Below are 17592 nucleotides of genomic sequence, written 5' to 3' on the forward strand. Positions count from 1 at the left end.
ACAAGTTTCCGCAAAATGCTGGCAGTAGCTGGTGGTCTTGCTCTTGCAGTTCCTGCTCTTTCAGCATGTGCTGAGCAAGCTGAAGATGCTGCTGCAGCTGCAGAATGTGCCGCTGAATGTGCTGCATGTGCCGCTGAAGAAGCTGCATGTGCCGCTGGCTGTGCTGCTGAAGAAGCTGGTTGTGCTGCTGCATGTGCCGCTGGTTGTGCTGCTGACGCTGCTGGTTGTGCTGCTGAAGCCGCTGCATGTGCCGCTGGTGATGCTGCGTGTGCCGCTGCATGTGCCGCTACTGAGTAATATCAGTAAAGCGCATTGGAAAATGCAATAGAAAAGCTGTTTGAGCTAACAGGCCAGATAGCTAAAGAGGGCGTCTCGCTAGTACCCAGAGTGGTACCGGCAGACGCCCCTTTCGTTCAATATGAACATTATCCGAAGGGCGACTGTGTTGCACCCGGCAACAAGTCTCGCTGGTTCTACCATGCCCACAAGCCCAAGGAACGCGAAGAAGGCGAGCATGGCCATTTCCACATGTTTCTGCCGCTCGAGATGTTCAAAGGCGTAAACGCGCTTTACGAACCTCCCAAAAAACTTCCCAATGGCAAGCCAACACAAGGCGTCGTTCATTTCGGCGCACTGAGTTTTGGCCTGGATGGCATGCCATTGAGCTGGTTCACAACCAACTATTGGGTCACTTACGAATATTTCATGCCCGCCGATGCCATTGCATCGCGGCTCAAGCTTTTTTCCATGAAAAAGGCTCCTGGTGATCCGCTCGTCAACGACTGGCTTACTGCCGCTGTGGAAGTTTTTCATGATCCCATCATCGATATGCTGCACGAACGCGACAAACTGCTAGCGGAAAAGAAAGCGGAACTCGGCGACGCGGTGTTTGAAAACAAAACCGTCGAAATAATGTCTCGGACGACATTCGACCTTTAAACAACATCAATCGGAAAAAACTGGTGCGCCCGACAGGATTCGAACCTGTGGCCCCCAGATTAGGAATCTGATGCTCTATCCACCTGAGCTACGGGCGCTTGCCCGTCATTTAACGGGTGCAGGTCGGATAGACCAGCTTCAATTTTGTGCTTCGGGCGGCGTCACAGGCAAAGGCAGTGGCACAACATCAATGCCTTCTTCTTCAAGCTCGGCGACATCATCTGGAGATGCTGTCCCGTGGATAGGCGCTGCATCTTTTTCGCCATAGTGGATCGCCCGGGCTTCCTCCGGAAAATCGCCGCCAACCCACTCTGATTGCTCCAACATTTCCGCTTGTGCTTTGACCAGCTTGCCAACCATTTCCTGAACCTCGGCCGGGAGTGTGACCGCTTTCGCCATTGATTGCTCGTTTTCTTTGGAAGCGCCCATTTCAGTAGGCCCCGATTCGACCGATTCGGAGACCGGCTTCACACCAGAGCGCTGGTTGCCCTTAATACCGACATTGGGGGCCATCACCGCTTTGTCGACAGTGTTACAACCGCAACTGGGACAATCGATCAGTCCTGCAGCTTGCTGCTCAGCGTAGTCGCCTGAAGAACCGAACCAGCCCTCAAATTGATGGCCGCCGTCGCGGCATATAAGATCAAACACAATCATAAAGCACCTTTTGGTGACGCAAAAGTCCGGCGATTGGTGATCGCTGGAATGCGGCTGCGTACCTTCGCAATATCATCCAAGTCAATATCGCATGTCGCGACGCCTGTATCCGCATCCATGTCCAACAGTACGTGCCCCCATGGATCGATCACCATTGAATGCCCGTAGGTCGTGCGACCATCGTCGTGCAAGCCGGATTGGGCAGCCGCGACCACAAAAACGCCGGCTTCAATTGCCCGCGCCCGCAGCAATATCTCCCAATGCGCCTCGCCTGTCGGCACAGTAAAGGCAGCGGGTACCGACAATATATCGGCTCCAGCGTTGGTCAGCGCTCCGTATAATGCGGGAAAACGCAGGTCATAACAAACCGAAAGACCAAGTGTAGCTTCTTTCACAGGCGCCGTAACGGCTTCTGCTCCGCCCTGATAGGCAGAAGATTCCCGCCAGCTTTCGCCAGTGTCCAGATCAACATCGAAAAGATGGATCTTGTCATAGCGGGCCACTATTGTCCCCGATGGGTCGATCAGAAAGGATCTATTTAGCCATTTACCGGCGTCTGAATCACTTGGCTTTATCGCCAGCGAACCAAGTGCAACCCAGATTTCTTCATTCTTGGCAGAAGTGCAGGCTTCTTGCAGAACCGGATCCTTCTGCTCTGTATGGATATTGGCAGCTGCCCGGTTTCGATCGCGGTCAACGAGACCGGTCATTTCCGGCGTAAACAGAATATCAGCACCTTGGGCCGCCGCTTCACCGATATGCGCGCGCATTGCTTTCGCATTGGTAGCGGGATCGATACCACTGCACATCTGGGCCAAGGCAACACGCATCTGCGATCAGGCCGCCAGCAATGCGTCTAATTTCCCTGCATCTTCCAAAGCTGCAAGATCATCGGAACCGCCAATATGCTGATCATTGATGAAAATCTGAGGCACGGTCGTACGGCCGCCCGAACGCTGGATCATTTCCTCGCGCTTTGGACCGCCCATGGTAATGTCCGTCTCTTCAAAAGCGACATCTTTGCTCTTCAGCAAGCCCTTTGCCCGAAAGCAATATCCGCATGTGAATTTGGTATAAATTTCGACTTTTGCCATAACAGCTTTCCAATATGTTTCGATTACCCATGCAGATGGACCTTATGCCCTGCTAATTCAACTCTGCTCATATTCGGTCAATACTCTCGCCCAACAGAAAACCGTCACCTGATCTGCACCGGACGCTTTTAATATTCTCGCGCAGGCATTGGCGGTGGAGCCGGTCGTGTACACATCATCAATCAGAATGACTGCTCTTCCCTTTAGTTTTGACTGTGCATCATGCGATACCGCGAATGCGTTCTTTACAAGTCTGCGTCGCTCTTTTGCCGACATCGAACGGAGCGGCGGTGTTGCGTCTTTGCGAGCGAGCACGCCCGTTTCCATCGCAATTCCGCTGCGCTCGGATAGGGCCCGACCGATCAGCACGGATTGGTTGAACCCGCGGGACCATAAGCGCCAACGGTGAAGTGGCACCGGGACGATCAAGGCATCCGAAGGAATTTCTCCCAAAAAACGTTCCAGTTGACCGGCAATTAATTCGGCAAAACCCAGACGCCCCCCATATTTAAGACGCATCGGCAGTAAGCTGCTATTGTCGTCATAAGCCACAACAGCCCGGACCCCGTCATGATCAGGCGGCTTTTTGAGACAGGCTGCGCACTGCGCTCCTTCCGCCTGCTCAAAAGCAAAAGGCCTCCCGCAAGATGCACACCAAGGCTCAGTCAGAAAATTCAGACTATTCCAACAGGACAAACAGAAACGGTTATCTGCTTCAACCGTAACGCCGCAGATTGGACAACGCGGCGGCAGTGCAAAATCGACAACCGGTTTGAGCAAGGTCGACAAAATTTCCATTTGCCCTTGTCGCTCGTTAAAGGGGTGGGCACAAGGCCGTATGAGCAATACCGACGGACCAAAGGAAATATTTGATCGCGAGCGTAGACGGCGGATCCGTGATCGCGCTTACGACCGATCTGAAGGCAAGGACTTCTTGGGCCAGATAATGTCAGAAGAAATTCTGGACCGGCTATCATTAGTGAAGCGGGATTTCAAAAAATGCCTGATCATCGGTCAACCAGCTAATGGCCTGCGTTCTCAGCTTAACGATATGGGCATCGAAACTATTGCCGCAGATGCCAGCTTTTTAGCCGCAGCTGCCTTTGGCGGCGTCCAATGCGATGAAGACCGCCTGCCCTTTGCCGATTACAGCTTTGACCTGGTCATCAATGTCGCAACACTGGATAGCGTGAACGACCTGCCGGGCGCTCTGGCTCTTACCCGACGGATATTGAGACCGGATGGATTATTTCTCGCGTCTTTCGTTGGCGCTGAAAGTTTCACAACTCTCAAATCATTATTGATGAAGGCTGAGGGCGACCGCGTATCCGTCCACATCCATCCGCAAATTGATATCCGCACGGCTGGCGACTTGATGTCTCGCATTGGATTTGCACTACCCGTGATCGATAGCGACGGTCTGCGCCTGCGCTACAGCGCGTTGGAAAAGCTCGTCAGCGATATCAGGGATATGGGCGGCACCAATATCCTGAAAGACCAGATTCGCTCACTGCCTCGAAATGTTTATGAACAAGCCAAGCTGAATTTTGAAAACGGCGCAGCAGACGGCGGCAAGACAACCGAGCATATCGAAATCATCTACCTATGCGGATGGGCACCCCACCCCGATCAGCCAGTCCCGGCACGCCGTGGCAGTGGCCAGATGTCGTTGAAGGACGCTCTCAACAAACCCGCTTCGGACTGAAACGAGGCTAAAGGACAGTCATCAATTGTGCCACCAGGGGTATATCGGCTGGCGGCATATCCAGATGCTGCAATTCCGGCAGGGGCACCCATTTCATATCAGACGATTCCAAGTTTTGCGCTTCACCCGTCCAATCATGACACGTATACAATAGCAGCAGCAGATGCTTCTCCCCCAAAGCTTCACTGGCAAAGGCGACAGGTTTCAAAGCGTCAGTCTCTATTGCCAGTCCCAACTCTTCTTTTAATTCCCGCACAAGCGCCTTTTCCGGCGTTTCACCCGATTCGACCTTACCGCCGGGGAATTCCCAAAGCCCAGCCATCGGCTTGCCCGGAGGCCGTTTTTGCACCAGAATATTGCGGTTTCCATCGATCAGGGCCGCGGCGACCACAAACAGATATGTCGGATTATTTTCCACTTTTTTTTGCGATGTAAGGATTTTGTTAATCCCTTTCTGTGAAACACGGATCGTTCGCAACTTAGCAGAACTTTAGAAGTGAAGAGAGGGATATAATGGAACTGTTTAAAAAATTATATCGTTCGGAACAGGGGGCGACGGCCGTGGAATATGGTCTGATTTTGGCACTCATCGCGATCACCGCAATCGTGGCGATTAGCGGCGTGGCAAATTCAACCGGAAACATGTGGAATACAGTGGCTGATGAAGTAGTCGCAAGTTCCTAAACGGCCGTATGTCATTAAACATTTATAAAGTTTTCTGAATTAGTGTGATCATTATCGGCCCGAGTTTAAGGGTTTGATTGGGTAAGTGAAGTTTGTCAAATATAGGAGACCAGACATGAAACTCGTACGTAAAATGTTTAAGAACGAAGAAGGCGCAACGGCTATTGAATATGGTCTGATCGCTGCTCTGATCGCTGTTGCAGCTATCGTTGCAATGGGTCAGCTGGGTAACACCCTCAGCAACACCTTCAACGAAGTTGAAAGTGAAATGGCTGGTTAATCTTCGGATTAATTTAGAAATTTGGGACGGCAGCCTGCAAAGGCTGCCGTCTTTTTTTGTGCATAAGTAAATCGACTAGAATCAGTAGGTAACAATCTTTACCTTCTGACCTGCGCGAAGGTTGTCGGTAGAGCGCATCCGGTTCAACACCAAGAACCGATCCTTCTGATAGTCGGAATAAGCCATTTTGCGCGAGAGACTGTCAATCGTGTCACCACTTCTGACCGTCACAACATCAATTTTCCGCGGTTTTATTGCGGCAGCCTCACGGGTCGTCAGCCGCTTAACGCTGTCATACATTGGTGTGAAGACAGAAGTCCTGCCTGCCGGTGCCAATGTTGCAAAATGAAAAGCACTGCTTTTCGAGAATTCGTAGGCAAATATTGTCACATCCACCTGACCATTGCGGTTGTTTACCCGGCCTGTCGCATAAGATGCCGGCAGCCCATTGATGGTTGTTCGCTGGATATCACCATAGGCAATATCCTGCCCCTTGCCTGACAAGGCCTTGAAAGCGGAGGAAATATAAGTCGCCATATTGCCGTTATAGGGACCGGTTGTAAATTGCCCTTGGCCGGCGGAGCCGCTAATCGTCACAGCTCTGGTACCGTTTTGCATACCAAACCCATTGGGTACGGTGAATTTCAATTTCAGATCCGGGTGAAGGAAGCTGTTACCCTCTATCACGCCTTGTTTGGGATCATCACCATATAGAACCCCGTCCAGATTCCGCAAAAAGGCTTCGCGATTACGCTTTCCGCCCGAGACTCCAAGCTTCCCTGCATTTCTGGCGGCCCTCGATACGCGTTGTACAGGATTGGGATGAGTACTCGCCCATTCGGGAACGCTCCGCGCGTCCCGCCCGGCCACCCGGGCATCAATAGCAGACTGCGCTGCCAATGATTCCAGCATTGTTGCCAACGCATCAGGCGCGTATCCGGCAGACGCAAGATATCGGATACCCAAGTCATCCGCCTCATATTCCTGTTTTCTGGAATATCTCAGCGTCAGTAACTGGCTACCGGTCCCGAAAACTTCCTGACCCAGTTTTCCCAGAGCAGAATCCCCTAAAAGAACGGCTGAACCAATCTGGCCCAATACACCCAAAATGCTATTTCGCCGGGCTGCTTTTTGTCTTTTTTCGCCGTGAAGCGCAGCAACATGACCCACTTCATGACCCAAAACGCCGGCCATCTCGGCCTCGTCATTCATCAAAGCCATTAACTGCCGCGTCAAATAGACATAGCCTCCGGGTATGGCAAAAGCATTATTTACAGGGCTATTAAGCAGCGTCACCGTAAAGTCGCTGCGCGCATCACCCAGTCCTGACTGCACGGCAATATCCTGTCCAATCCGGACGACATAGGCGCTTTGTGGACCGGTATAGGCCCCGCCAAATTCCTGCAATAATTGGGGATGCGCCTCTGCGCCTTTGCGTTTGTCCTTAGCAGAAATAGAGCGCACTTCGCCGCGCTCACCAGATGAACTGCTACCGGCCGATTCAACCGCACCTGCGTCAGCGCCCGAACCACCGCAGGCCGCTAACGACAATATCGCGGCGGTTGAAAGCAATTTCTTGGATATGGTTCTCATCAGACTCTCCTTGCGTCTCAGCCTATATGAGAGAGCAGTTCAGCGAAAGGGGAGCGAATGTAAAATAGCGTAGCCTTGGCCCTGTTGAGCCTCATCTAACTGTCCAGCATCGTAACGAGAACGCTATATCGTTCCAATTTTCAGAAATTTGTCGCGGCGCATAGCGCGTAGCTCTTTTCGATCCAGTTTCTGAAGCGCCTCAACTTCTTCAACAATCGCTTTACCCAATGTGGCAATCGACAGGTTTCGATCGCGATGCGCTCCGCCCACGGGCTCTTTCACTATCCGGTCTATCACGCCAAGCTTCTTGAGATTTTGCGCCGTGATTTTCATGGCATCGGCCGCTACGTCCGCTTTGTCCCCAGTACGCCATAGGATCGAAGCACAGCCTTCCGGAGATATGACAGAATACACGGCGTGCTCCAGCATCAAAACGCGTTCTGCAGCCGCCAGCGCCACTGCACCGCCCGAACCGCCTTCGCCGACAATCACAGCAACCATGGGAACGCCAAGAGACAAGCATTTTTCGGTGGACCGGGCAATTGCTTCGGCCTGCCCACGCTCCTCTGCGGAAACGCCAGGAAAAGCGCCGGAAGTATCGACCAAAGTAACCACTGGCAGAGAGAACCGGTCGGCAATATCCATCAAGCGAATGGCTTTGCGATACCCCTCCGGCTTTCCCATACCGAAATTGTGGCGCAGCCGGCTTTCGGTATCATCGCCTTTCTCGTGGCCAATAACGACAAGGCGCATGTCACCAATCTTGGCAAAACCACCGATGATCGCCTGATCGTCGCCAAAGTTGCGATCCCCACCTAGCGGTACAAATTCGTCAAACAGGCCGGAAACGAGATCCTTGAAATGCGGCCGCTCAGGATGCCGCGCAACTTGGGTTTTCTGCCAAGGCGTCAGATTCGCATAGGTATCGCGGAGCATTTTTGCCGATTTTGCCTGTAATTTGGCAATTTCGGACTCAATATCCAGCGATCCTTCGTCGGCTGTTTCTCTGAGTTCAATAATCCGCGATTCAAGGGCGGCAATCGGTTTTTCAAAATCTAGAAAAGATGTCATCATATTCGGTTAGAACCGCCAGACAAAAACGTCAACGCGTCAGATTACGACGGCTGAGCGGATGGCGGTTATTCACCAATTCCACCAATCGGGCGCTGTCAACGTGGGTATATATTTGCGTCGTGCTAATATCACTGTGACCCAGCAGGGTCTGCAACGCACGAAGATCAGCACCCCCTTCAAGTAAATGAGTTGCGAAAGCATGCCGAAGGACATGAGGGCTGATTTTTGCAGGGCTGATATCAGACTTAACAGCCAAGTCTTTGATAATCTGAAACAAACGAATACGACTGATATGCCCCGTGCGAGAGGGAAACAAATATTTTTCATCGGTGTCGACAAAATCGCTCCACCGTTTGACAGCGCTGCGTGCGCGGTCGGAAATGGGTACAAGCCGCTCTTTCCCGCCTTTCCCGCGGATAATCAGGAACGGGCGATCCACCATCACAGATTTGCGTGGCAGGGAGACAAGTTCGCTGGCTCTTAGCCCTGAGCCATATAGCAGTTCAATAAAAGCCGACAGCCTGGCGTCGTTCGGCTTTACCTGTTGCGAAGCCATTCTGGTTTCAATGGTTTCGAAAAGCCGCGCGATTTCATCATGCGACAAGACCTTTGGCAAACTGCGCTGCCCGCCGGGACGCGGCAATGCGTCCGAAGGATCATCCTGACGAAAGCCCTCCTCAACCAAAAAACCAAAAAAACGGCGCAAGGAAGACGATTTCCGAGAAACGCTATTGTTTTTCAGATCACTCCAGGCACTGGCGACATCCTGCAAGGCGCCCCGGTCACTGTCTGCCAGCTTGCCTTTGGCAAAACTGGATGCCTGTTCGAGATCTGACCGATAGGCTGATAATGTATTTTGAGACGCACCGCCTTCCGCAGCCATCATTTCCAGAAATCTATCAATATAGACGGTGTCGTTGCTCATGGGACCACAACGATAACGACGCCTTGCCCGCTTGGAAAGCTGTCTATGATTCCATGGGTGTCATGTTCGCATCAGCGCTTCGGCAGCGATCATACGTGCTTCCGCTTCCATGCCCACACGAGACAGCGAACGGGTGATATGGAATAGATGAAGCGGCGACATCGCATTCCAGTCCCGTCCCTGCATGCCGACGGCCGCCAAAAGAGCGACGGTACCGCCCTGCCCGCGCTGCGCGGCAGACCTTATGGCGCCGGTCCATCTGGATGTTTCATCCAGATCAATTTCCAAATCGCTCGAAACGTTTTGGAGAGTCTCGGTATCAATACGTCCCAAGCCCGCCAGCGCAGCAAGAAGAAACTGGCTCTTCAGCTGACCGACACTCTCATCATTATCGCTAAACCCATCAAGCGCCGATGCGTCAACGGTAACGGCCGGATTGGGAGCACCTACAGCGAGCAAAGCCCATCCGTTGCTACCCGCATCTACCTGGTCTGCCCAACGCGCGGCATTACGATCCAACCCTGCCGACAACATCGACGCAATTAAATCGCCGCTGGCATCTTGCAAATTGGCCGATGCCGGAATTTTCGCAGCCGCACGAGCGGTCAGAATTTTTGCAGAATAGGACGTCAAAGCTCCGTTGGAGCGCTCCCAAAGCGCACGCATCGCTTCAATACGCGCAGTCGCTGTTCCGCCGGTATAAGCTTGACGCAACGTCGAGGCGCGTGCTTTCAGATCGTCACTCGCGTCCAGATCGTCATAAGTTGCCGAATAAAGATCGACCATGGCCTTGTTAGACAACACGCCAATCGCGGCTGCGGTGTCCGCCGCCTTCATCCGTGAATCCCTGGAAAGCATAGGCGCCCGGGCGCGCCAGCCCTGCACATGCCGACCGGCCTGTTCGTATAAACGGTCGGGCGGCTCTACCCCGGTTGCAGATCCCAAACCAAAGCGCCAATTGTTGAAATATTCTATGTCATCCCAGTTTATCGAAACTGCACGTCGCCCTTCAAATCCCGCACCCACTGTTTTTTCCGCCAGCAGATAATCTATACCGGTTGCGGTCTTTTCTCGCGCAGCGATACGCAATAGCGATGAGGCACGGCTTTGTTCACCGGAAAATGAAGCGCAAATTGGGCGGAACATCACCCATGTCGGTGCCTCACTGGCCCTCACCCCTCCTTCTACATAAGGACAGATACCAGCGGGGTCTGCGGTTGCCAGATGGGCTTGCATGGCGACAGTATAAAGTCGCGGTGTAAAATTACCGCCATCGACCTTCAATACCAGCCCGCGTGCTGCTTCTGCTTCTCCCATAAGCAACAGCCGCCACGCACGTTCGGCAACCCAATCAGCCGGATTGACATTTTCTGGGCTAGCGACTTTGCTCAACAAAGTACGGCGCAGCAAGATTGAGCCCCAACGCGAAATAATCGGGCCATGGAGGTTTTTGATGAGATTGGTCAGATATTGACCACCTTCTGCACCAAAAGCATCGGGTGCCATCCCTCCTGAATTCTCGGTCAGCACACCAATTTGCGCCATTGAGCGGCGGGCACCGGGCGCCAGATAATATTGCGGCTGCAACGCATCGTCCAGCGCACTCAAATTACCGTCTTCATCCAGATCTAATATCGAATCAGGTGATCCGATTGCCACATCAGGAGCTGAAGCTGGACCGCTGACGACTGATCCGCCTGAAGGCGGATTAATCACAGAAGGTGCTGCTGGCGTTGGGCCAGGCGCCGGTGTTGGCGTCGGCGCGGGGGTTGGTGTAGGCGCAGGAGCAGGATCACCGAAACCGGGCGGCAAAAGCGATTCAGGGGAACTCTGGCCCAAAACGGGCAAAGACAGCGCGAGAGCAGAGATGCCGGCCGTCGCAAGCGATATATGTTTAAGGCGGACGCGCATCGCTTAGTTCAATTCTCCGCCAATCACTGGTTTTTCGACCGGTTTTACGTCTTGTTCGACATCCATCGATGCCAAAAGGAACATCGCTCCGACAATGGCGACCAGAAAGACGATCAGAAAAACCAAGTTACGCGGCATCTTTGTTCCAATATCTTTCTTTTTACCAAATTTACAGGCGCAGGCGCATTCGGTTTTGCACTCACCACCATCCTCTGTATAGCCTTTGCCTCAATGGACAAAAACATGAAAGACCCTTTTGACCGATCCACCGAAGAATCCGGTGAAGAGTGTGGCATATTAATCGAAAAACCTCTGGTTTTGATCGGCTTAATGGGCGTTGGCAAGACAACCGTCGGCCGCCGACTGGCGAAAAGGCTCAATTTGCCATTTGTTGATGCTGATGAAGAGATTGAAAAAGCTGCGGACCTCAAGGTCTCGGAAATTTTCGATCGGTTTGGCGAAGAATATTTCCGTGATGGTGAAAGGCGGGTCATTGCGCGTCTTATGGAGGACGGCCGACAAGTCATCGCAACCGGCGGCGGGGCGTTTATGAACGAAGAAACACGCGAGCTGATTTTATCAAAAGCAACGGCGATCTGGCTCGATGCAGATATCGATATATTGGTGAAACGTGTCGCCCGCCGCGACACAAGACCACTGCTGAGAAGCGGTGATCCCGAGACAATATTACGGGATCTGGCTGCCAAAAGAAATCCGGTCTATGCGCTGGCTCATCACCACGTAACCGGCAACGATGCGCCGCATGATTTGACAGTAGAAAACATTATCAAGGTGCTGCGTAAATGAACAGCATAGCCGTTAATCTTGCTGGTAATGGGTATGAGATCCTTGTCGAGCCCGGCGCACTCAACACGCCCTCGGTTCATCTCGCACCGCATATCAGCAACGACAGGGTTTTCGTGGTTACCGACACCAATGTCGCGGCGAAATGGCTCGAACCGTTGCAAGCCGATTTGCAGAAATCCGGCGTTAAGGTGATCCATCACGTCCTTCCGGCCGGTGAACATACAAAAAGCTGGGCAGGACTTGAAGAGCTTACCGACTGGCTATTGGCCGAAGGTGCGGAGCGATCGGATACGCTTGTCGCCCTCGGTGGCGGCGTCATCGGTGACCTGACGGGCTTTGCGGCAGCCATCCTGAAACGTGGCTGTCATTTTATCCAGATCCCGACAAGTCTGCTCGCACAAGTTGACAGCAGCGTCGGTGGTAAAACTGCCATTAATAGCCGAGCGGGAAAGAACCTGATCGGACGGTTTAACCAACCGAAATTTGTCCTCATTGACCCACTGGTGCTTAACAGCTTGCCGGACCGTGAATTGCGTGCTGGCTATGCGGAAGTCATCAAATATGGCCTGATCAATAACACGGCTTTTTTCGAATGGTGTGAGCAAAATGGCGCGGCGCTGCTAAACCGCGATCCCAAGGCTCTAAGCTATGCCATAACCGAAAGTGTTCAGGCGAAAGCAAATATCGTTGCAGAAGACGAAAAAGAGCTAAGCGGCCGCCGGGCGCTGCTCAACCTTGGTCATACATTCGGACATGCGCTGGAAGCGGAAACCGGCTATTCCAGCGAACTGGTACACGGCGAAGCGGTAGCCGCGGGAATGGCGCTGGCCTTTCACTACTCCGTCAGACGCGGCCATTGTGACGAGTCCGACGCACGGCGCGTCGAAAGCCATCTGAAAAGTGCAGGACTGCCGCATAGTCTGAACAGTGCTTCGGTCAAAGCCTCAGGCCAGAAATTGGTTCAGCATATGCTGCACGACAAGAAAATGACGGCCGGGAACCTGCCCTTTCTATTAGCCAACGGTATCGGGCAAACCTATCTCGCCGATGATGTTGATTTGGATGATGTTGCGGCGTTTCTCGATCTGGCAGATTGAATTCGCTTGCTAGTCACCGCCCTTGTTTGCGCCGGTAATTCCAAAACCCAGATGCCTGCCAGCAAGCATGTCTCCGGCAGCGCGCTGCGCCTCGAGGCGGTCACAATCAAGCTGTCGAAACTCTCGGTCCACTTCGTCGATTAGTGATTCATCCACGTCGATCGCCGTCATAGTCTGACGCGCCAAATGGATTGCCGATTCAAAGACCTCACGCTTTACACCGTCGAGACCGGCCTTTTTGACCTCCAGCAAATGGACACGATCATAAGCGCGTACAAACAGTTTCGCTTCGGGGAAGGACATCTTTATTGCGTCAAGACATTCGGCGTTCAGCACCTTGCCATCTATACAAAAAACAATCGCCGCACATTGATCGGCCCCTGCCCCGCGCAACAGATCAACCCGGGTGCCGTCGCCATAGAAAACCTTGCGGCCAAATTTCTGACTCACTCCGATTTGCTGCGGCTTGATATCGATGATTGTGACCGGAATATTAGCCCCGCTGAGCATCTGGGCGACTGTCTGCCCGAACCGGCCATGACCAACCACTATCGCAGAAGCCTGGCCTGCCTGAGAGGGATCGTCCAGATCGACATCGCCTTCTGTCCGCGCAACATTAAAACGCTCTACAATCAGCATGAGCAGCGGTGTTGTTGCCATCGAAACCGTAATCACAGCACCAAAAAGACTACTGGCTTCCGACTGGATAAGCAGCGCTTTTTCGGCTTCGGCAAACAGCACAAAACCAAATTCACCGCCCTGACTGAGCAACATGCCCATGCCTAGTGCAGGCAAAGTATCCATGCCGAAAAGTTTGCCCAGACAAAATATGATGACAATTTTTGTCACAACCAGTGCAATGGCCGCACCGAACACAAAAGCGGTATTCTCCGCGATCACGCCGACATCAAGCATCATCCCCACAGCCAGGAAGAACAGCCCCAGAAGCAAGGATCGGAAGGGATCAATATCCGCTTCCAGTTCATGGCGATACGGAGAGTTGGCCAGCATTACGCCAGCGATGAAAGCTCCAAGAGCAGGCGAAAGGCCGATCAGTTCCATCAATGCAGCACTGCCAAAAACTGCAACCAGCCCTGCGACAATGAACAATTCCCGCTCAGCAATCCTGCCGATCAGTTCCAAAGCCGGTTGCAGTACATATCGCCCGGCCAGTATCAATCCGCCAATCGCAACGACGCCCAGTATCGCGGTCATCCAGCCGGATAATGCTCCGGGTTCTGCCGGTGCCCGGGACAATACACCGATAATTGTCAGCAGCGGGATGATCGACAAATCCTGAAACAGCAGGATCGAGAATGCTTTTTCACCGGTTGGCGTATTCAGCCTTCCGGAGGATTGCAGCATCGGCAGCACCTGCGCTGTCGATGACAGTGCGAGCGGCAAGCCAAGTGCAATGGCGGCTCCAAAAGTGAAGTTCGTGGTAGCCATGATCAACAGAAACAGGGCGATCCCGCAGAAAACAACCTGGCTCATCCCCAGACCGAATATCGCCTTGCGCAGCCGCATGAGGCGCGCAGGCGCCAGTTCCAGCCCAACAAGGAATAACAGCAGGATGATCCCGATTTCGGAAAATTCGAGGATCGTCTCCCCCTCACTGATCAGTCCGAAACCTTGCGGTCCGATCAATATACCGGCGATCAGATAGCCCAGAACAGCACCTATCCCGAATTTACGGAACAATAGCACCAAGAGCAAAGCCGCACCGAGCATGATGAAACCGCCTAAAAGCAGGTCACCCATATGTGCTTCTGCACCTTCCATACCTATGCCACCTCGCTCGCATTTTCGGCCGCTTTAAAAGCCGCGAGAATCGCATCATAAGGAAGCAATATTGCGGCATGTCGTCCGGAATGATCTTTTGCAGCGCGCAGATGATCCATATTGGTCCATGAACCTGGATCATCGTTTGAGCCGTTGAGAAATTTTGCCAGACGATCTCTAGCGACCGCAATGTCTTTTGCAGACTTGCCGATCGCTTCCGTCCCCACAATGGCAGTAGAAGCCTGCCCCAATGCACACGCATTTACCTCTATTCCCAATTGCGCAATAGATCGGTCTTCAGACAATATGATATCGGCAGCCACTCGGCTTCCGCATGTACGAGACCGGACCTCCGCCGTGCCATCGGGCTCTTCCAGTCGCGATTGATGCGGAATGGACACCGCCAGACGCAATATATCCCGTGTATAAAGCGCGTCGCTCATTCTTCTACTTCCGCCATTTCGCGCTGCTCCTCAACGAATTGAACCAGAGCATCACCGCTGGCATTAAGCAATGGGTAAGTGCGGCTATCGACAATCCATTCAGGCCGCGCCTCTGCTGCACCATAGATGCTGTCATAAACCAGCACCACCAGCAGATACGCCAAGGTCGCCCCGATCAGCCCCTTGATCATGCCAAATCCAAAGCCAAGCACACGGTCAATCGGACCGAGCAGCGACTTGCGTGATTTACGCCCAACAGATTTGGCGAACCAGCGTCCCAAAGCATAGGTAACGATCACAATCGCGCAAAAAGCCAATACCGCCGCTCCGCCGTCATTACCAATTGGCGCGATCAGGAAATCCGTGACAGGCGTATGCAAGAACCGGACAGCGAAGATAACCAACACCCAAGCAATGAGGGACAGCGTTTCCTGCACAAATCCGCGAAGAAAACCAAGAACAGCGGCGCCGCCCATCAACGCCAATACAAAAATATCCAGACCAGTCATGAAGACTAGCTAATCGCGGCCAAGCATATGGTCAACGAGATTGGCAAGCTTCGCAAAGTTCACACAATTCACACCCGGGGCAGAGTTTTCTTTGGATGCGGGTATCAAAGCTCTTCCGAAGCCTAGTTTCGAAGCCTCCTTCAACCGCATTGGTGTGTTGGACACTGCCCGAATCTCACCAGAGAGCGCGATTTCTCCAAAGATCACAGCATCGCTTGGCATCGGTTTTTCGGCATGAGCAGAAATCAGCGCGGCTGCGACGGCAAGGTCGGCTGCGGGATCAGTCAGGCGGTATCCCCCGGCCACATTCAGATATACTTCCGCGCCCGAAAAACTGAGTCCACAACGCGCTTCGAGCACCGCCAATATCATGGCGAGGCGAGAGCTATCCCACCCAACGACGGAACGCCGCGGGGTCGCACCACTGGCCAGGCGAACCGTAAGCGCCTGAATTTCGACCAGAACCGGCCGTGTTCCCTCCAGAGCCGGAAAGACAGTGGCGCCTGTCACTTCTTCGCTACGGTCTGTTAAAAACAGCGCTGATGGATTCCGGACCTCGCTAAGGCCCATTTCCTCCATTGCGAAGACGCCAATTTCATCAGTGCCGCCAAAGCGATTTTTGATCGACCGCAATATTCGATACTGATGGCTGCGTTCGCCTTCAAAGCTCATCACCGTATCGACCATGTGCTCCAATACACGAGGCCCGGCGATATTTCCGTCTTTCGTCACATGCCCGACGAGCATGATCATTGTGCCGTGTTCCTTGGCAAATTTGATGAGTTCCTGCGCTGATGCCCGCACCTGACTGACGGTTCCGGGCGCGCCTTCAATCAAATCGCTATGCATGGTCTGGATCGAATCGATCACCACAAAATCCGGCGCATCTTTCCCAAGCGTGGTCAGTATGTCGCGAACCGATGTTGCAGAAGCCAGCTTCACCGGCGCCTTCCCCAAGCCCAGCCGCCGAGCGCGCAGCCGAACCTGATCCGCAGCCTCCTCACCGGAAATATAGGCTACCGAAAGGCCAGCCTCGGCCAACCGGGCAGAAACCTGCAGGAGCAAAGTTGATTTACCAATTCCCGGATCGCCGCCCATCAGCGTTGCCGAGCCAGCCACAAGGCCGCCGCCTATAGCCCGGTCAAATTCCGCGATTCCGGTTAGCTTGCGTTCGGGCAAAGCTATGTCGCTGTCGAGACCGACCAGCCGAACCTCCCTGCCCCCGCTCTGCAAATTATGCTTGGCTGCAAAGACCGTATCCCCGGCCTCTTCAACCAGCGTATTCCATTCCCCACAATCCACGCACTGTCCCTGCCAGCGATGGGAAATCGAGCCACATTCCTGACATACATATTTTTTCTTCGGTTTGGCCATAAGAGCTATTTATCAGAACAAATACGGAACACCAGCCTTTTCATTCATTCAGGATTCACGCATCCAAATGCATGTTTTCAGGATGAAAATTTCCCGAAGGCAAATCGTCGCGGCAGCTGGTGTGAGCTTGCTTCTCCCGCCGTTGTTGAAAGCAAAGCCGCTGGACCGCGCGGCAAAATTGGTTCTGGCGGCGCGCAGCCAAGTTGGCGTCACCACCGTTTACAGCCAGGCCTATCACGGCATCGGCTATCCGAACGGGGATTTTCCTCGCAAATCTGGTGCGTGCACCGATGTCATCATCCGCGCCTATCGCGATGGCCTTGATCTGGATCTGCAAAAACTTATCCATCTGGACATGAAAAAGGCATTTTCGGCCTATCCCAAAATCTGGGGTCTCAAGACGACCGATCGAAATATCGACCATCGCCGCGTCCCGAACATGCGTACCTTCTTCAAGCGCCAAGGCGCAGTCGAGCCATTTTCGAAAGACCCTGAAGACTGGTTGCCCGGCGATATCGTCACAAGCGTTATTGACGGCAGACTTGCACATTGCGGGATTGTTTCGGATCGCAAACTACGAAGCCGCCCGCTGCTGATCCACAATGTCGGACGGGGCACCCGTGAGGAAGACCGCCTCTTTGCGTGGCCAATCACAGGCCATTATCGTTGGGCAGTCTAGCGATATTGGTCCAATTCCACGCTTGCACACTCCCTGCCA

Annotated in this window: 22 protein-coding genes and 1 tRNA gene; 8 read left to right on the forward strand and 15 right to left on the reverse strand. The window is 53.2% G+C overall.

The genetic code is table 11. The features are described from left to right. Nucleotides 1-31 precede the first annotated feature (31 nt). The gene (locus AC6I9Z_RS15110; protein WP_461456675.1) at nucleotides 32-328 is read left to right on the forward strand and encodes a hypothetical protein; all 297 of its coding nucleotides are present in this window, start codon (nucleotides 32-34) and stop codon (nucleotides 326-328) included. After that, entirely contained in the window at nucleotides 313-939 is a 627-nt protein-coding gene (locus AC6I9Z_RS15115; RefSeq protein ID WP_461456677.1) for a DUF6969 family protein, read from the forward strand. The genes AC6I9Z_RS15110 and AC6I9Z_RS15115 overlap by 16 nt, the downstream gene beginning before the upstream one ends. Nucleotides 940-960: 21 nt before the next feature. Here the strand turns inward: AC6I9Z_RS15115 and AC6I9Z_RS15120 are convergent. The 5 genes from AC6I9Z_RS15120 to AC6I9Z_RS15140 form a co-directional block, all read right to left on the reverse strand. Next, nucleotides 961-1037: transfer RNA gene (locus AC6I9Z_RS15120), tRNA-Arg, on the reverse strand. Between the two features lie 40 nt (nucleotides 1038-1077). Then, nucleotides 1078-1596 (reverse strand): DUF1178 family protein, encoded by a 519-nt coding sequence (locus tag AC6I9Z_RS15125; RefSeq protein ID WP_461456678.1) that lies wholly within the window; start codon nucleotides 1594-1596, stop codon nucleotides 1078-1080. Continuing rightward, entirely contained in the window at nucleotides 1593-2426 is an 834-nt protein-coding gene (locus tag AC6I9Z_RS15130) for a carbon-nitrogen hydrolase family protein (RefSeq protein ID WP_461456680.1), read from the reverse strand. Before AC6I9Z_RS15130 ends, AC6I9Z_RS15125 begins: the two co-directional genes overlap by 4 nt. A 6-nt stretch (nucleotides 2427-2432) precedes the next feature. Continuing rightward, the gene (gene grxC, locus AC6I9Z_RS15135) at nucleotides 2433-2690 is read right to left on the reverse strand and encodes a glutaredoxin 3 (protein ID WP_109356381.1); all 258 of its coding nucleotides are present in this window, start codon (nucleotides 2688-2690) and stop codon (nucleotides 2433-2435) included. Between the two features lie 57 nt (nucleotides 2691-2747). Next, the gene (locus AC6I9Z_RS15140) at nucleotides 2748-3488 is read right to left on the reverse strand and encodes a ComF family protein (protein WP_461456681.1); all 741 of its coding nucleotides are present in this window, start codon (nucleotides 3486-3488) and stop codon (nucleotides 2748-2750) included. Between the two features lie 40 nt (nucleotides 3489-3528). Between AC6I9Z_RS15140 and AC6I9Z_RS15145 the strand changes: the two genes are divergently transcribed. Further along, complete coding sequence (locus AC6I9Z_RS15145) at nucleotides 3529-4395, forward strand: class I SAM-dependent methyltransferase (protein WP_461456683.1); 867 nt, start codon at nucleotides 3529-3531, stop codon at nucleotides 4393-4395. 7 nt (nucleotides 4396-4402) lie between these two features. Here AC6I9Z_RS15145 and AC6I9Z_RS15150 read toward each other — a convergent pair whose 3' ends face one another. Then, the gene (locus tag AC6I9Z_RS15150) at nucleotides 4403-4813 is read right to left on the reverse strand and encodes a (deoxy)nucleoside triphosphate pyrophosphohydrolase (protein WP_461456685.1); all 411 of its coding nucleotides are present in this window, start codon (nucleotides 4811-4813) and stop codon (nucleotides 4403-4405) included. A 95-nt stretch (nucleotides 4814-4908) separates the two neighbouring features. Here AC6I9Z_RS15150 and AC6I9Z_RS15155 point away from each other — a divergent pair, with 95 nt between their 5' ends. Continuing rightward, on the forward strand, nucleotides 4909-5079 hold the full coding sequence (locus AC6I9Z_RS15155) for a Flp family type IVb pilin (protein ID WP_109356378.1): 171 nt from the start codon (nucleotides 4909-4911) through the stop codon (nucleotides 5077-5079). Between the two features lie 115 nt (nucleotides 5080-5194). Next, nucleotides 5195-5359: a Flp family type IVb pilin gene (locus AC6I9Z_RS15160; protein ID WP_108810835.1), complete on the forward strand. Its 165-nt coding sequence runs from the start codon at nucleotides 5195-5197 to the stop codon at nucleotides 5357-5359. Between the two features lie 81 nt (nucleotides 5360-5440). On the opposite strand, the gene AC6I9Z_RS15165 is transcribed toward AC6I9Z_RS15160, so the two are convergent. From AC6I9Z_RS15165 to AC6I9Z_RS15185, 5 genes are all read right to left on the reverse strand, one after another. Next, on the reverse strand, nucleotides 5441-6952 hold the full coding sequence (locus AC6I9Z_RS15165) for a M48 family metalloprotease (RefSeq protein ID WP_461456688.1): 1512 nt from the start codon (nucleotides 6950-6952) through the stop codon (nucleotides 5441-5443). Nucleotides 6953-7075: 123 nt separating this feature from the next. Next, on the reverse strand, nucleotides 7076-8023 hold the full coding sequence (locus tag AC6I9Z_RS15170; protein WP_461456690.1) for an acetyl-CoA carboxylase carboxyltransferase subunit alpha: 948 nt from the start codon (nucleotides 8021-8023) through the stop codon (nucleotides 7076-7078). 31 nt (nucleotides 8024-8054) lie between these two features. Further along, nucleotides 8055-8951 (reverse strand): tyrosine recombinase, encoded by an 897-nt coding sequence (locus AC6I9Z_RS15175; protein ID WP_461456692.1) that lies wholly within the window; start codon nucleotides 8949-8951, stop codon nucleotides 8055-8057. 60 nt (nucleotides 8952-9011) lie between these two features. Then, nucleotides 9012-10862 (reverse strand): hypothetical protein, encoded by a 1851-nt coding sequence (locus AC6I9Z_RS15180; RefSeq protein WP_461456694.1) that lies wholly within the window; start codon nucleotides 10860-10862, stop codon nucleotides 9012-9014. A 3-nt stretch (nucleotides 10863-10865) separates the two neighbouring features. Next, nucleotides 10866-11000: a hypothetical protein gene (locus tag AC6I9Z_RS15185; protein ID WP_301950670.1), complete on the reverse strand. Its 135-nt coding sequence runs from the start codon at nucleotides 10998-11000 to the stop codon at nucleotides 10866-10868. 105 nt (nucleotides 11001-11105) lie between these two features. On the opposite strand from AC6I9Z_RS15185, the gene AC6I9Z_RS15190 reads away from it, so the two are divergent. After that, entirely contained in the window at nucleotides 11106-11669 is a 564-nt protein-coding gene (locus tag AC6I9Z_RS15190) for a shikimate kinase (protein WP_254054345.1), read from the forward strand. Next, on the forward strand, nucleotides 11666-12766 hold the full coding sequence (aroB, locus tag AC6I9Z_RS15195; protein WP_461456695.1) for a 3-dehydroquinate synthase: 1101 nt from the start codon (nucleotides 11666-11668) through the stop codon (nucleotides 12764-12766). Before AC6I9Z_RS15190 ends, aroB begins: the two co-directional genes overlap by 4 nt. A gap of 9 nt (nucleotides 12767-12775) precedes the next feature. Here the strand turns inward: aroB and AC6I9Z_RS15200 are convergent, their stop codons facing one another. Genes AC6I9Z_RS15200 through radA form a run of 4 tightly spaced genes read right to left on the reverse strand, consistent with a single transcriptional unit; the run spans nucleotide 12776 to nucleotide 16874 of the window. Beyond that, nucleotides 12776-14548: a monovalent cation:proton antiporter-2 (CPA2) family protein gene (locus AC6I9Z_RS15200; RefSeq protein ID WP_461456697.1), complete on the reverse strand. Its 1773-nt coding sequence runs from the start codon at nucleotides 14546-14548 to the stop codon at nucleotides 12776-12778. A gap of 2 nt (nucleotides 14549-14550) precedes the next feature. Then, on the reverse strand, nucleotides 14551-14991 hold the full coding sequence (locus AC6I9Z_RS15205; RefSeq protein WP_461456699.1) for an iron-sulfur cluster assembly scaffold protein: 441 nt from the start codon (nucleotides 14989-14991) through the stop codon (nucleotides 14551-14553). Further along, nucleotides 14988-15500 (reverse strand): CvpA family protein, encoded by a 513-nt coding sequence (locus AC6I9Z_RS15210; RefSeq protein WP_461456701.1) that lies wholly within the window; start codon nucleotides 15498-15500, stop codon nucleotides 14988-14990. The genes AC6I9Z_RS15205 and AC6I9Z_RS15210 overlap by 4 nt, the downstream gene beginning before the upstream one ends. Before the next feature lie 9 nt (nucleotides 15501-15509). Continuing rightward, on the reverse strand, nucleotides 15510-16874 hold the full coding sequence (gene radA / locus AC6I9Z_RS15215) for a DNA repair protein RadA (RefSeq protein WP_461456703.1): 1365 nt from the start codon (nucleotides 16872-16874) through the stop codon (nucleotides 15510-15512). A 121-nt stretch (nucleotides 16875-16995) separates the two neighbouring features. Here radA and AC6I9Z_RS15220 point away from each other — a divergent pair, with 121 nt between their 5' ends. Further along, nucleotides 16996-17553, forward strand: a complete 558-nt coding sequence (locus tag AC6I9Z_RS15220; RefSeq protein WP_461456705.1) for a DUF1287 domain-containing protein — start codon at nucleotides 16996-16998, stop codon at nucleotides 17551-17553. Nucleotides 17554-17592 lie beyond the last annotated feature (39 nt).

The sequence above is a fragment of the Parasphingorhabdus sp. genome (assembly GCF_059726685.1).